Origin of the sequence: Microcoleus sp. T2B6, from assembly GCF_036700475.1 — a bacterium.
In the GTDB taxonomy this organism is placed as follows: Bacteria; Cyanobacteriota; Cyanobacteriia; order Cyanobacteriales; family Microcoleaceae; genus Microcoleus.
The window spans coordinates 1-13,108 of the sequence record NZ_JAUBOZ010000090.1 but is presented as its reverse complement, the minus strand read 5'-3'; the positions used below and the strand labels follow the sequence as shown (position 1 = coordinate 13,108).

Below are 13,108 nucleotides of genomic sequence, written 5' to 3'. Positions count from 1 at the left end.
CGAATATACCATTTAAGTTCGCGGCGACAGCTTACCAGACTTTCAAGTCGGCATAATGTCGTCGAGTCTCAGTTGTAAATTGGGAAACAGGTAAGAAGAAATAGTATCTCCCAAGCGATATTGTTGCTGCTGGTATGCACCATTAACTAACTGGCAGACTGTGAAAGTCGGTTGCTTTGGGTTGCCGATAAATTGCCAACCACCTAAGCCCCGAAAGTCCACAATCCAATATTCTGGGATATTCAAGAAAGCGTATTCTTCCACTTTTCTGGCATAATCATCTTGCCAATTAGTGCTGACCACTTCAGCAACAAGCTTCATTGTACTACCGTTACAAATAACTGGTTCTTTTTGCCAAAGGGGTTCTTGACCGAGTTCTGATTTATCTAAAACAACTACGTCAGGACGCAGCGCTGTAGCTTCAGCATAGAGTGGTTTGATTAGACAATTTTTAGGCACCAACCAGTTGAAGTTATCCCGAAAGATTTCGACATAAATTTTACCCGCAATACTCCCGGCAACAGCTTCGTGAGGGCCCGTAGGTGACCTGTCTCTGAGTTCTCCGTCAATTAGTTCATAGCGTGTATTATCCCCATATTGGGCGATAAACTCCTCAAAGCTAAGTAATTTGGCTGTGGTGTAGGTCATAGATCGTGTTTTAACGGGATGTAATTTAATTGTAAGTTTAGTTAAAACTGAGATATTGCACCATTCTCAATTAGCCGTAGGGGCGGGTTCGCCAACAGCCTTAAAGCTTGCAAATAGGTTCTATAAACCCGCCCGACCCCACGAAAAATCCTCTTATTGATATTGCTGCAAGATGTCAGTTAAAATCGACTATCTGGCAAAAAAACAAAGGTTTGGTACTTTGCTCTCAATCCTGCCCCTCTGCTAATCTTCTATTACTTCCGGGCTTAGCACAAACTTGCGATAATAGTCTCAATGCCTAATTATACAACCAACTACCACCTCCATGAACACCAACATCAGCCCCATCCTCAAAGTATTCACCCTATCCGCCGCCCTTTCCCTCGCCATCAAGTATGCAGGGCCTAGCTTATCCATACCCTCTACGGACATCAACGCCCTAATCGCCGTCTTTACCCCCAGTATCATCTTAGCTGCTATCCTCGGCTGGCGATCGCGCCAACACACTTAAATCCAGTTAAGCATAGGAAAATAACTGCGATCGCCCTAACCAGAAATTCCCCTCCTAAACTCCCTCATCGCTTCCACACTCGAAGCCATCAGCAAGCAGCGACACAGTAAATTAATATCTAAATCTGGCAAAACAACACTTGAAGAAATTTTTTCATAACCCTCAGAACCCAAGCGATACATAGCCAATACACCATCCTCCCAAAACCAGACTTCAGCAACTCCCAATACTCGATAGCGCTGCAATTTTTTGACAGTACCGCTAGTGAAGATAACCTCTACAGATAAGTCGGGAGGAGTTCCAGTTGACCTACCAATAAGATATGATTCGTCAGCTTGTGCTGAAGCTTCGCCTTCTATTTCTAGAGTCCGGCTTCCTGTAGGTTTAAATTCAATATTTTTGATGTCAAAGTAAAGAGCCAAAAGAATAGTGAGGGTGCGACTAATCGCTTCGTGGTCTTCCGAAACTGCCAAGATTTCTACCTCTCCTCTGTAATAAAACAACCTGATGCCAGGGGACTCAGAAAACCCCTGTTCAATTAGCTTGAACTGTTGCCAGCTAATCCCGGAGTGAATGAACCGTTGGTCTAGTGGCTGTAAAAGTGTCTGTGTCATCATGCGAACCTCAATCAAGTTCTGGGTTTAAAACAACATTCATCGCCTCTTTCCTGTTAAAAACTCTAAGGCGCGATCGCAGCCGCAACACAATACTTGCGATAATAATCTCAATGCCTAATTATACAACCAACTACCACGTCCATGAACACCAACATCAGCCCCATCATCAAAGTATTCACCCTATCCGCCGCCCTTTCCCTGGCCATCAAGTACGCAGGGCCTAGCTTATCCATCCCTTCTACCGACCTCAACGCCCTAATCGCCGTCTTTACGCCCAGTATCATCCTAGCTGCTATCCTCGGCTGGCGATCGCGCCAACAGCAGTATTAGAGACACAATCAAAAAGTGCGCTCTACACTAGGTCTAAAGACTGTGTTTTTACCAAAATCTTAATTCCCCGTACAGCTATCAAACACAACCCAACTCAAGGCACTCACCATGATTCAAACCATAACAGAATTAGTAACCTTCGATGAATTCATTGACTGGTATCCTGAGAACTCAGAACACCACTACGAACTGCACAATGGAGAAATTGTTGAAAAGCAAAAAGCAACAGGCAAACATTCTAAAGTTGCCGGTTTTACCGCACTGAAAGTCGGAATTGAAATTGAGCGTCTCAATTTGCCCTACTTCATCCCCAAAGAATCCGTCATCAAACCGATGCGCGAGGAATCGGGATATGAACCAGATATCATTGTACTTAACGAACAAACCATTGCAAACGAGCCGCGATGGGAAAAATCATCAATTATCACAATGGGTTCATCAGTCCCCCTAATCGTCGAGGTAACTAGCACTAATTGGGGTGATGATTATGCCCTAAAGCTTGAGGCATATGAGTCAATGGGTATTCAGGAATATTGGATTATAGACTATCTAGGATTGGGCGGCAGACGGTTTATTGGCAACCCCAAACAACCCACTTTTTCGGTTTACCAACTAATTGACGGGGAATACCAAGTCAAACTGTTCAGAGGATGCGAGGGTATTGAGTCCCCAACTTTCCCAGAATTGAAGCTGACAGCGCAGCAGGTGTTCGCCAAAGGGAATTGAGGAGGCTGCTTATGCTAATGTCCGAGTAGGGGTATCTGATTAAAGATGCGATCGCGCGCATCTGCTGTATCTTGATATAAAGGCGATTCATCGCTTCAGGGGTGCAGAGCAATTAGCAACCAGTAATGCCCCATACCCTATTCCTCAATCTAAAATCTAAAATCTAATATCTAAAATCTAATGAAGCTAGGACAGTGGATGGGCTTATTAGCCCTCATCACATCTTGTTACATCCTGTGGCAAATCAGGCAGGCCCTACTGCTGCTGTTTGCCGCCGTCGTCTTAGCCACCGCCTTAAACAGGCTAGCACGGTATTTACAAAAATTCGGACTCAAAAGATCGATCGCCGTACTCTTATCAGTTAGCTTCCTAATCCTCGTATTCGTAGGCTTATTCCTGATAATTGTACCGCCCTTTACCCAACAGTTTCAACAACTTACCCAAAGAGCACCTCAAGGAATAGAAAGATTAAATCAGTGGATAGATCAATTTGAGGCTCGCTTTTCAGGACAAATAGGTCAGCGACTGCCGAATCTTGATATTAACGATATTATCCAACAACTGCAACCCCTATTTAACCAACTCGTCGGCGGTGCAGGAGCCTTTGTCGGTAACACATTAGGCGTTATTCTCAGCTTTTTGCTCGTCATAGTTTTGACATTGATGACATTAGCAGAACCTCTCTCTTACCGCAAAGCATTCATCCAACTATTTCCCTCTTTCTATCGGCGACGAGTCGATGGCATCTTAGATGAATGCGAAATAGCTCTCGGTCGATGGGTAATCGGTGCTTTAATTAGCATGAGTGTTATCACTTTTCTGAGTTTAATTGGTTTGTCAATATTGCAGGTTCCCCTAGCTCTAGCTCACGCTGTATTAGCCGGCTTGCTGAACCTAATACCCAATATCGGGCCTGGTTTGAGCGTCATTGCCCCAATGACGATCGCACTTTTAGACTCTCCCTTAAAATCCGGTTTTGTGCTGATTCTTTACTTTCTAATTCAACAATTTGAAAGCAACCTCCTCACCCCCTACGTCATGGCACAGCAAGTATCACTGCTGCCAGCAGTAACATTAATAGCTCAAGTATTCTTCGCCACATTCTTTGGATTTTTAGGCTTATTGCTAGCTCTCCCCCTCACCGTTGTAGCTCAAGTTTGGATTAGGGAAGCCCTAATTAAAGATATTCTAAACCAGTGGAGTGCCAGCCCTAAAACCTTAGCAGCAATCGATTCTGCTATCCATGAAGAATATGAATCTATAGAAGTCGCCGAAAGCCGATCCGAAAAGTCGCCAGAACACAAACCCGACATCCCAGATCGTGTAGAAAAGGACGCTCCTGAAAATCAATAGTTAAGGTTTGTAAGGACTTCAGTTCTTATTCATTCCCAGTTATAGGCCAGAAGTATTCACTACAAGTTTAGGAAAATTATGGTATGAATGCCCTTAAATAACTATCTTCAAGCCTCGCATTTTATACCGCATCTCTGCCGGCGCTAAAAATCTGTTTAACCGTCAAATTAAACTGCCCCAATGTGGGTGACACAACCCTATCACTCCCCCGAAACAGACCAAGAATTTCTTGAGGGTACAAGCCCCCGGATTTATCCGTGGAATCAATCCAAAATCTAAAATCGAAAATCCTCAAACCCCCGCATTTATCCGTGGGGTCGCCTCTAAAATCTAAAATCTAAAATCTAAAATCGATTGACTGACTTGATACTCACCGTCAACCAACTGGTAAACTGAAAAAGTAGGTTGTTTAGGATTGCCAATATAGCGTCGCCCGCCAAGTCCCAAATAGTCCGCAATCCAGTATTCAGAAATGCCCAAAGCTTCGTAATTCACCAATTTGTAGCCATAATCATCCCGCCAATTGGTACTGACAACTTCGACAATTAGCCGGACAGAACTACCCATTGTAATGATAGATTCCTTTTTCCATCTCGGTTCGCTGTCCGTCCCTTGCCTGTCTAAAACGATCGCATCCGGTTCGTAACCAGATAGCTCATTATCAGCCTGGACAACGCATTCTTTGGGAACGAAGTAAGGAATGAGAATTAAATAAAATCCACTTTTCCTGTTTGTTGTGGGATGGGCGTCCCGCCCGTCCCCGATAGACGGGCGGGACGCCCATCCCACAAGAAAAAAGGGAAATTATTTAATTGACGATCCTAATGAAGTCCTAGTCGTCGGATTTCAAAGTTGACTTCAGCGACAAGGAAGCCCGCTACTTCTGAATGTTCTCCGGTTGCTTTAGGCATCTCAACAATAGCTCCATTTTGCAGTTCGTAACGGTTTTCAGAATTTTCAGGATACCAGTCAATAAATTCATCGAAGGTGACTGGTTTTAATATCGCTTGAGTCATGGCGATCGCCCTTTATTTGATTTATGATATTGTTATTGTATCCGTTATAATTTACATCTTGCCTCATTATCAAGAACAGGCAAGATGCCTGTTCCACGAAGAGTGAATTTTCCTGTGAAACAGGCATCTTGCCTGTTCATAAAAGGCTTATTGAGAATGGTGCCACATCTCAGTTATAATATATTGCTTTTATCTCAAACAACCAGCTCGATCGACAATCCATCAATCTAAAATCAATCCAAAATCAAAATCACTCCAAAATCAATCAATTCAAAATCTAAAATCCAAAATCTAAAATCTAAAATATATGCGATCGATCGACGAAATCAACGATAAAATCAGCCAGGGCAAAGCCACAGTCTGGACAATCGAAGAACTCAAAACAAGAGTTCAAGAAACCAGCATTACCCAAGCAGCCAAAGAAGTCGATGTGATTACCACCGGCACCTTCGAGCCGATGGAATCCTCCGGTGCAATCATCAACCTCGGCCATACCGACCCCCCGATAAAAATCCGCCAGTGCTGGCTAGACGGCGTTTTAGCCTACTCCGGCTTCGGGGCAGTAGACCTGTACCTGGGAGCCACCCAAGTAGCCGAAGACGGCGAAGAATCCCGCGAACGGGGCGGCGGCCACGTCATCGAAGACTTAATAGCCGGCAAACCCGTGCAGTTGCGGGCTCTGGGGCAAGTAACAGACTGCTACCCCCGCGCCTCCTTTGAAACCACGATTACCCGCGATACAATCAACCAGTTTTATTTATTCAATCCCCGCAACGCATATCAAAACTTTATTGTTGGCGTCAACGGGGGCGATCGCCCGCTGTTCACCTACCTCGGCCCCCTGCAACCAAACCTCGGCAACGCCGTCTACTCGAACCTTGGAGCCATGTCTCCCCTGCTCAACGACCCCGACCTCGAAATCATCGGCATCGGCACCCGCATCTTCCTAGGAGGCGCCACAGGCTACATCACCTGGGAAGGAACCCAGCACTTCCCGCTGCAAAAACGCCAGCCCAACCGCACCCCCATCGGCCCGGCCGCCACCCTTGCACTCATCGGCGACGCCAAACAGATGAACTCCAAATGGGTGCGCGGCTGCTACTTCAAAAACTACGGCCCATCCCTGATGCTGGGAGTCGGCATCCCGTTTCCAGTCTTAAACGAAACAGTCGTCGCCCACTGTGCAGTATCAGACAAAAAAATAGTAGCGCCGGTGGTAGATTTCTCTATCCCCCGGCGCGTTCGTCCCACATTCGGTTTAGTTAGTTACGCTCAATTAAAGACTGGCCGCATTCTCATCGAGGGCAAACCAGTACGGGCGGCCCCCCTTGCGAGTATGTTTCTCTCCCGGCAAGTAGCATTGGAATTGAAGCAGCAAATTGAAGCGGGTCAATTTACCCTCACGGCCCCAGTTGCTCCCCTACCCACCGACAGAGTATTTCTCCCCCAAGATTTGTGGGGCGCTCAAGTGAGGCTTGAATAGACAGTTCCTAGACTAAAGTCACGGATTATAAATTGAATGAACCACGAGAGGATATTCAAAGATGATCGACGAAAACCAGTCTAAGTTCACTGATGAGGAAGTTGCGGCTGCTGAGAAACAGATTTTTGAACACACAAAGAGAATTGAGTTCTATCTGACGGAATATTCCATTGAGCTTCTGGCCCAAAAGATGCAGAAAGGAGATTTTGAGATTCCGGCCTACCAGCGCGAGTTCACATGGGAACCAGAGCGCAAATCCCGGTTCATTGAGTCAGTATTGATGGGACTTCCGATCCCTTTCCTCTTCTTTTGGGAAAGCCCGTCAACAGGTAAGCTTGAAATTGTTGATGGTTCACAGCGCCTTAGAACAATTCAGGAGTTCGTTCTTGGTGACTTTCCCCTAGGTGACTTGGAAGAACTATCGCTACTGACCGGATTTCGATTCAAAGATCTCCCCGAATCTCGGCAACTAAAAATCAAGAACCGTTCCATTAGGGGGATCGTGCTCAATGAACACGCCGATGAGCAAGCACGATTTGATCTTTTTGATCGAATTAACACAGGAAGCAAGGTCGCGAACAAGGCTGAGGTGCGTCGAGGTGCGTTAGGAGGTGCTTTCCTGGATCTTGTGATTTCACTCGCCAAAGAGCCCACCTTTGTCAAACTTGCGCCGCTATCCAAGAAACTGTTATTGGAGCGCGAGAGAGAAGAGCTCGTTACACGATTCTTCGCATACGGTGATGGGCTAGAAGCATATAAAGACAGAGTGTCGCCATTTCTTTTCACCTACACGAAGAAGATGAACGATCGCTTTAAACAGAACCCAGCAGAAATTGAGTCCTACCGGCAACGCTTCATGGACATGATAGACTTTGTATCGCGCAACTTCCCGTCGGGCTTCAGCAAAACACCTAAAGGTAAGGCGACACCCCGATCGCGTTTTGAAGCTATAGCCATTGGAAGCTATCTAGCACTTCAGCAACGGCCTGAGATAGCTAACCAATCGCTCAAAGTTGAAGAATGGTTGAACAGCAAGGACTTTACAAAAGTGACTGGCGCCGACGGTGCGAACGCAATAGGCAGACTCAGGGCTCGTATACATTTCGTTCGCGATCGTTTACTTGGAGATTGAGGATGGAGGATTTGAGCCAAGCTTTTGAAGAGCGTTTACAGGAAATTGAAACTTACCTTGACCTGCTTGAGTCTATACAGGAACAAGTGCAGGGAGGACCTCCACAAATCGGGGAAGCTACGATCACTCCGCAACAGCAGAAAATCCTCTATTCGAGTGTTTACTTACAGCTCTACAATCTTGTCGAGTCAACTATTACTCGGTGCGTAGATGCCGTATCTAAGGCAGTGGTTAATAACAGATCGCTGCCCAATGAGTTGTCCATTGAGTTGCGCCGCGAGTGGGTGCGATGCACCGCACGTACCCATAATGATCTCAACTACGAGAATCGCCTGGAATCTGCATTGAACCTCTGCGAACACCTAGTGCAAGCACTTCCCATATCAACTTTTGAAGTTGAAAAAGGTGGAGGTGGAAATTGGGATGATGAGGAGATTTACAAACTTAGTAAACGTCTAGGATTGTCCTTAAATATAAGTCGTCAGGCTAATCGTGCTGTCAAACAACCATTTCGGGATGACCAAGGCGCACTTTCCCTGATCAAAAGTTTTCGGAACAAACTAGCACACGGTAATCTATCATTTGCAGAGAGTGGCAATAATATTACTGTTAGCCAGCTTCGTGACCTCACTGAACGAACAGCATTGTATCTGAGAGAGGTTGTAAATTGCTTCAAGTTATCGATCGATGCACATGAGTTCCTAATGCCGGAGAACCGACCTACATGAGCCAAGGCATGAATCCAGATGAGACTATGGTCGGCGCTCACAATGGCAAAGAGCCTCAGATCGATCGCAGAAGTACAGCCATTAGCTGCATCGATCTGTTTTGCGGTTTGGGCGGTCTTACGCATGGACTGATCCGAGGAGGTATTCAGGTTGTTGCGGGCATCGACATCGATCCACAATGTCGCTTCCCATACCAGAGCAACAACGACGCCCTTTTCGTCCAGCAGGATGTCAGCTCGCTATCTGGTTCCCAACTTGCAGATATTTTTGGCAATAGGACATTGCGTTTGCTGGCAGGCTGCGCGCCCTGCCAACCATTCTCGACTTACAGCCGTAAGGGGCGCCAGGAACGCCAGGACACTAAGTGGGTTCTCGTATCCGACTTCGGTCGGTTGGTACGGGAGACTCAACCCGACTTCGTAACGATGGAGAATGTGCCACAGCTTTTAGAGCATGAAGTTTTCAAGGATTTTTTGAAGAACCTCGAAGGCTATGCGACCAGTTGCAGTATTGTAGATTGTGTTCAATATGGAGTTCCACAGACTCGTAAACGGCTTGTGCTGCTAGCGTCCCGATTCGGGCCAGTAGAATTAGTACCTCCAATCTTTTCTAGACGATCGTGCACAACTGTGCGTGAGGCGATTTCCCATCTACCCGCCTTAGCAGCCGGATGCTCCGATCCAAATGACGCACTTCATACCGCATCCTCACTAAGTGACCTGAACCTCCGCCGAATCAGAGCCTCAAAACCCGGAGGCACATGGCATGACTGGGATGATTCACTGCTGGCACCATGTCATCGTAAGAAATCCGGACAAACTTATGCTAGCGTGTATGGTCGTATGAAGTGGGACGCCCCGGCTCCAACGATCACAACTCAATGCTTCGGCTACGGAAATGGTCGGTTCGGACATCCGGAACAGGATCGTGCAATTTCTCTGAGAGAGGCCGCTATCCTTCAGACTTTTCCCGAAAACTACCGCTTCCTAGCTCCTGGCGAGCGTGTCTGTTTCAGCAAACTGGGTCGTTTAATCGGAAACGCTGTTCCTGTTCAAATTGGCGAGGTGGTAGCGCAGAGCCTACTCGCTCATGTACAGAAGTACAATAAGCAGCTCAACTAAAAATGCAAGATTAAAAGTTTTTTAACCTTTAATCTTGCATTTTTACTTTCACTATTTTTTATTGCTCGATCGGCTTAGGCTTCTTAACCGGCTTAGGAAGAGGTTCCTTGGGGACAGGCGGTGGTGCTGCTGCTGCGGATTTGATGGTAGGACGCCCTACAGGAGCACCGTCACCGCTGGGTCTAGGAGTAAACGGACGCTTCCCTCCTTTTTTGAAGCCACCGGGTGGCTTGCTGCCAGGGGGGAATTTCCGCTTTTTAATCGGCAGGGCACCAATATTATTAGCCTGCTCAATCATCAGACTCTCAGCTTTCAATTTGACGTGGAAATCCCAAAAAAACCCGATCGCCTTTGTAGCTAAATCTCCCTTGAGTTTCAACTTAAAAAACTTCATCTTGTCGTCATTCTTGCGGGGAGCTTGCTTGATTTTGACGATGACATACTTTTCTTCGTCTTGGGATTGATAAATCACCTCACCTCTAATCGAAAAATAGCCATCTTCAACATCAGGTTCCGAGGGAGGCAAAGATGCGGTCGATGCTTCGCCGCTAGCCTCAATCTCCGCTGCTTCCTGACTTTCCTCATCAGAGGAAGGTTCGGGAGGTTTCTTGAGCGTTTCCGGCTCCCAAACCCCCATAATCTGGGCGTGCAAGTTGCCGTCTTCTTGCCTGGTGCGGGGATAGACCACCCACAGGTGTTCTTGTTCCAGCTCCAGGTGATTTTTGACTAAACTCATAACTCTACCCAGCAAAACTGCGTCGATGGCAGTTCCGTCGGCAGCTATCAGCATACCCCGGGTGAATTGCTCTTCTGATGGCGTGTAGCGGCCCCGCACCAAACCAACAGCTCGGTACTGTCTGGGTTCGCTGGGGGGGGGAATGGGATGTTGGCGCATGACTGAGGGTATGTCCTCAGCGGCCTGACTTTCATTAGCGGCAGGCTCGGCGTTTGTGGGCGGTGCGACTGCTAGGGCTGGAGTATCGCTGACAGGTGTCGAAGACGCTGCTGGCGCCGGGGGGGCAGGAGCATTGCTGGGCTGGTCTTGTGGCTTTGTTTTGTCCTTGTCGAGGGCAGAACTGTAGCGTGGTCGTTGCAGCTTATCCTTGGACGCTGGGGCGTCGGTTGGCGTTGCCGGTTGATTTTGGTCAACAGGTGCAGCCAACGCCGAAGGCACCGAACTTTCGTCTGGTGTCTCAGGAATGGAATCTGGATCATTAGGCGGATTGACGGCCTGTTCGCTCGGCTGAGCCTTGCGATTTGAAGTAGATTTGGACGATTTGGAAGACCGGTTGGGAGAGGGGTTCATAAAAACTCCTTGCAGCGGAGACACATCCCTTAAGGGAAATTAGGAATAAACTGAAGAAACTGCTTTAAAAACTACTAGCACCTGACAGGCGGGCTTGCGCCCGGAGGTCAGGTTGTGACCCGTCAACGCCAACTTTCAACGCTACGAGTGCCGATCGGTTCGCTGGCTGCTAAAATCCTTGCGAGCAAGGACTTTGGGAGTTGCTGACCGCTCGATCGCCGATCGCGCTGAGCTGGAGTTGCTGGCTAATAGCATTTAGGATATTCAGCTTGCCTATTTTACTTAATCCAATTACCTAACGGCCTGATCCGCCATATTTTTGGTAATTTTTAGCTAGACCAGACTAAATTGGACAGACACCGCAGTCCTTGGGGCTGCGGGTCTGAGTGTCCAAAATTGTTTAGCTAGCATGGAGTTGTGGGTCTGTTACCATATTAGCTGCAAGTAAAAGGCTGCTTTGTCCGTTGGGACTTTGAAGTTAAAAACGTTTACGGTTGCATGGATCTAGTTAAGTGGCAGACGCCCCTGGGCGATGCGTTAATTCTTAGAAAATAGTAGAAGATTTAAGCTGGGATAGTTGAATTATGGAAAAAGCAAACAAGCGTCGTGGGTTGATTACTGTGGTGGTGGTGCTGTCGCTCATCGCTTTTTTGGGATTTTCCCTTGTGCCAATTTTGGACAGTATTCTCAAGGCCAGCCAAGCGCAAAGTCGATCGACTCCAACGCCTACTCAGACGGCGCAGTCTGGGGATAAGCAATCAGAGTTGCTGCAAGCTCAGGCTAGGGGATACGAATTGGTTTTGCAGCGGGAACCTGACAATGTAACGGCTCTGCGGGGGCTTTTGCAGGTGCGACTGGAGTTGATCGGACAAGGAGTGGGCGACATTAAGGATGCGATCGCTCCTTTGGAAAAGTTGGCTGCCCTGAATCCTGAGACTACTGAATACGGGATTTTGCTGGCTCAGGCTAAGGAACGCACGGGCGATCGCGAAGGGGCTGCTCAAGCTTACAGGTCAATTTTAGCGTCTAAGCCTGGGGAAATTAAGGCTTTGCAGGGGTTGGTGAATTTGCTGCTGGTGCAGCAGCGGCCCGAAGCTGCGATCGGACTGCTGCAAGATACGTTGAAGGCTGCTCCGGCTGCAAATCTGGCGAAACCGGAAAGTGTGGATGTAACTTCAGTGCAGTTGATTTTGGGACAGGTTTATGCTGTGCAGAAGCGCTACGAGGAGGCGATCGCAATTTACGACGAATCTGCTAAGGCTAATCCCAAAGATTTTCGCCCGACTTTAGGAAAGGCGATCGTGCTGAAGGAACAGGGCAAAACAGATGAAGCAAAAACGCTGTTCGATCGAGCTACTGAGTTAGCTCCTCCTAACTATAAAGACCAAATTAATCAGTTAGCTAGTGGCACTCCTTCGCCTTCTCCGGCGGCTGCGGCGACTCCCAAGCCGGCTGCTTCTCCTAGTCCTGAAGGTGCGCTACCGAAACCTTAAGGAAAGTTTTGAGAGAAAGAGTTTTGAGTTTTAAGTGAAAGAGTTGTAAATTTTTAACTTAATACTTACCACTCAAAACTACTCGCTTTATTCCTAATTACGCAGGACTTACGAAAATAAACCCGGTTTCTACGATAAATCTTGGTTGAACGACGACAGATACAGGTCGAAACCGGGTTTATAAATCCTCGCGCCCAGCGTCCTGTTACCGACTACCAATTACTAATTACCAATTAGGTAAGACCTCGGAGGGAATTATGACCCAAAGCGTTGACCGCGTTGTTCTACCTCCTGCTTTTCCAGACCACACTCAATTACCAGAGTCAGACGGTACTTTTGTGAAAAACTTTCAGGAGCATCCGCAAAGTTTAATTTTAACTGATTCCCTCGGCCAGATTTTGCAGCAGCGACATCCTGACGGACAATATGCGATCGGTCAAGACTGCGGCATTTACTGGCGAGAAACCGAGCCGGCGGAAAAAGGTGCAGAAGCTCCTGATTGGTTTTATGTTCCCAATGTACCTCCTAACATTGACGCTCAAATTCGGCGTTCCTACGTGCTGTGGCGCAGAAGTGTTGAACGCTTATTGATAGGATTCTGAAAATAGACATACGAATCCTATAAAATGCTGATTTCAGCAATT

At 47.2% G+C, this 13,108-nt stretch carries 14 protein-coding genes and 2 pseudogenes; 11 read left to right on the top strand and 5 right to left on the bottom strand.

The genetic code is table 11. The annotated features are described in order from the left end of the window. Positions 1-42: 42 nt before the first annotated feature. On the bottom strand, positions 43-648 hold the full coding sequence (locus tag QUA00_RS28290; protein WP_333144582.1) for a Uma2 family endonuclease: 606 nt from the start codon (positions 646-648) through the stop codon (positions 43-45). Between the two features lie 325 nt (positions 649-973). Between QUA00_RS28290 and QUA00_RS28285 the strand changes: the two genes are divergently transcribed. Next, entirely contained in the window at positions 974-1,159 is a 186-nt protein-coding gene (locus QUA00_RS28285) for a hypothetical protein (RefSeq protein WP_333144581.1), read from the top strand. Between the two features lie 35 nt (positions 1,160-1,194). Here QUA00_RS28285 and QUA00_RS28280 read toward each other — a convergent pair whose 3' ends face one another. Further along, positions 1,195-1,773 (bottom strand): Uma2 family endonuclease, encoded by a 579-nt coding sequence (locus QUA00_RS28280; RefSeq protein WP_333144580.1) that lies wholly within the window; start codon positions 1,771-1,773, stop codon positions 1,195-1,197. Between the two features lie 144 nt (positions 1,774-1,917). Between QUA00_RS28280 and QUA00_RS28275 the strand changes: the two genes are divergently transcribed. The 3 genes from QUA00_RS28275 to QUA00_RS28265 all read left to right on the top strand — a co-directional run bounded on the left by QUA00_RS28275 (position 1,918) and on the right by QUA00_RS28265 (position 4,185). Beyond that, complete coding sequence (locus tag QUA00_RS28275) at positions 1,918-2,106, top strand: hypothetical protein (protein WP_333411917.1); 189 nt, start codon at positions 1,918-1,920, stop codon at positions 2,104-2,106. 108 nt (positions 2,107-2,214) lie between these two features. Continuing rightward, a complete protein-coding gene (locus QUA00_RS28270; protein WP_333411916.1) occupies positions 2,215-2,832 on the top strand; it encodes a Uma2 family endonuclease in 618 nt (205 codons plus the stop codon). 180 nt (positions 2,833-3,012) lie between these two features. Next, positions 3,013-4,185 (top strand): AI-2E family transporter, encoded by a 1,173-nt coding sequence (locus QUA00_RS28265; RefSeq protein ID WP_333144578.1) that lies wholly within the window; start codon positions 3,013-3,015, stop codon positions 4,183-4,185. A 330-nt stretch (positions 4,186-4,515) separates the two neighbouring features. Here QUA00_RS28265 and QUA00_RS28260 read toward each other — a convergent pair. Both QUA00_RS28260 and QUA00_RS28255 read right to left on the bottom strand, forming a co-directional pair. Continuing rightward, positions 4,516-4,887: pseudogene (locus QUA00_RS28260) on the bottom strand (Uma2 family endonuclease); the annotation flags it as partial. Positions 4,888-5,006: 119 nt separating this feature from the next. Beyond that, positions 5,007-5,201 carry a Uma2 family endonuclease gene (locus tag QUA00_RS28255; protein ID WP_445305766.1) on the bottom strand — a complete coding sequence of 65 codons (195 nt, stop codon included), beginning with the start codon at positions 5,199-5,201 and terminating at the stop codon, positions 5,007-5,009. Between the two features lie 84 nt (positions 5,202-5,285). Here QUA00_RS28255 and QUA00_RS28250 point away from each other — a divergent pair, with 84 nt between their 5' ends. From QUA00_RS28250 to QUA00_RS28230, 5 genes are all read left to right on the top strand, one after another. Further along, positions 5,286-5,432, top strand: coding sequence for a hypothetical protein (locus QUA00_RS28250; RefSeq protein ID WP_333411915.1), 147 nt, complete (start codon positions 5,286-5,288; stop codon positions 5,430-5,432). Between the two features lie 76 nt (positions 5,433-5,508). Further along, positions 5,509-6,684, top strand: coding sequence for a homocysteine biosynthesis protein (locus tag QUA00_RS28245; protein ID WP_333108202.1), 1,176 nt, complete (start codon positions 5,509-5,511; stop codon positions 6,682-6,684). 61 nt (positions 6,685-6,745) lie between these two features. Beyond that, the gene (locus QUA00_RS28240; RefSeq protein ID WP_333144576.1) at positions 6,746-7,816 is read left to right on the top strand and encodes a DUF262 domain-containing protein; all 1,071 of its coding nucleotides are present in this window, start codon (positions 6,746-6,748) and stop codon (positions 7,814-7,816) included. Positions 7,817-7,818: 2 nt separating this feature from the next. Then, a complete protein-coding gene (locus QUA00_RS28235) occupies positions 7,819-8,544 on the top strand; it encodes an MAE_28990/MAE_18760 family HEPN-like nuclease (protein ID WP_333144575.1) in 726 nt (241 codons plus the stop codon). After that, the gene (locus QUA00_RS28230; RefSeq protein ID WP_333301060.1) at positions 8,541-9,665 is read left to right on the top strand and encodes a DNA cytosine methyltransferase; all 1,125 of its coding nucleotides are present in this window, start codon (positions 8,541-8,543) and stop codon (positions 9,663-9,665) included. The genes QUA00_RS28235 and QUA00_RS28230 overlap by 4 nt, the downstream gene beginning before the upstream one ends. 58 nt (positions 9,666-9,723) lie before the next feature. Here QUA00_RS28230 and QUA00_RS28225 read toward each other — a convergent pair whose 3' ends face one another. Beyond that, positions 9,724-10,971, bottom strand: coding sequence for a hypothetical protein (locus QUA00_RS28225; RefSeq protein WP_333144573.1), 1,248 nt, complete (start codon positions 10,969-10,971; stop codon positions 9,724-9,726). Between the two features lie 584 nt (positions 10,972-11,555). Between QUA00_RS28225 and QUA00_RS28220 the strand changes: the two genes are divergently transcribed. Continuing rightward, entirely contained in the window at positions 11,556-12,464 is a 909-nt protein-coding gene (locus QUA00_RS28220; RefSeq protein WP_333411914.1) for a tetratricopeptide repeat protein, read from the top strand. A 257-nt stretch (positions 12,465-12,721) separates the two neighbouring features. Continuing rightward, positions 12,722-13,033: pseudogene (locus tag QUA00_RS28215) on the top strand (Uma2 family endonuclease); the annotation flags it as partial. Positions 13,034-13,108 lie beyond the last annotated feature (75 nt).

What these genes read in the sequence shown, in the direction of transcription:
- QUA00_RS28265 (WP_333144578.1), top strand. Translation starts at nt 3,013, where the DNA reads ATGAAGCTAGGACAGTGGATGGGCTTATTAGCCCTCATCACATCTTGT.
- QUA00_RS28245 (WP_333108202.1), top strand. Translation starts at nt 5,509, where the DNA reads ATGCGATCGATCGACGAAATCAACGATAAAATCAGCCAGGGCAAAGCC.
- QUA00_RS28250 (WP_333411915.1), top strand. Translation starts at nt 5,286, where the DNA reads ATGCCTGTTCCACGAAGAGTGAATTTTCCTGTGAAACAGGCATCTTGC.
- QUA00_RS28285 (WP_333144581.1), top strand. Translation starts at nt 974, where the DNA reads ATGAACACCAACATCAGCCCCATCCTCAAAGTATTCACCCTATCCGCC.
- QUA00_RS28270 (WP_333411916.1), top strand. Translation starts at nt 2,215, where the DNA reads ATGATTCAAACCATAACAGAATTAGTAACCTTCGATGAATTCATTGAC.
- QUA00_RS28220 (WP_333411914.1), top strand. Translation starts at nt 11,556, where the DNA reads ATGGAAAAAGCAAACAAGCGTCGTGGGTTGATTACTGTGGTGGTGGTG.
- QUA00_RS28240 (WP_333144576.1), top strand. Translation starts at nt 6,746, where the DNA reads ATGATCGACGAAAACCAGTCTAAGTTCACTGATGAGGAAGTTGCGGCT.
- QUA00_RS28290 (WP_333144582.1), bottom strand. Translation starts at nt 648, where the DNA reads ATGACCTACACCACAGCCAAATTACTTAGCTTTGAGGAGTTTATCGCC.
- QUA00_RS28275 (WP_333411917.1), top strand. Translation starts at nt 1,918, where the DNA reads ATGAACACCAACATCAGCCCCATCATCAAAGTATTCACCCTATCCGCC.
- QUA00_RS28255 (WP_445305766.1), bottom strand. Translation starts at nt 5,201, where the DNA reads ATGACTCAAGCGATATTAAAACCAGTCACCTTCGATGAATTTATTGAC.
- QUA00_RS28225 (WP_333144573.1), bottom strand. Translation starts at nt 10,971, where the DNA reads ATGAACCCCTCTCCCAACCGGTCTTCCAAATCGTCCAAATCTACTTCA.
- QUA00_RS28280 (WP_333144580.1), bottom strand. Translation starts at nt 1,773, where the DNA reads ATGACACAGACACTTTTACAGCCACTAGACCAACGGTTCATTCACTCC.
- QUA00_RS28235 (WP_333144575.1), top strand. Translation starts at nt 7,819, where the DNA reads ATGGAGGATTTGAGCCAAGCTTTTGAAGAGCGTTTACAGGAAATTGAA.
- QUA00_RS28230 (WP_333301060.1), top strand. Translation starts at nt 8,541, where the DNA reads ATGAGCCAAGGCATGAATCCAGATGAGACTATGGTCGGCGCTCACAAT.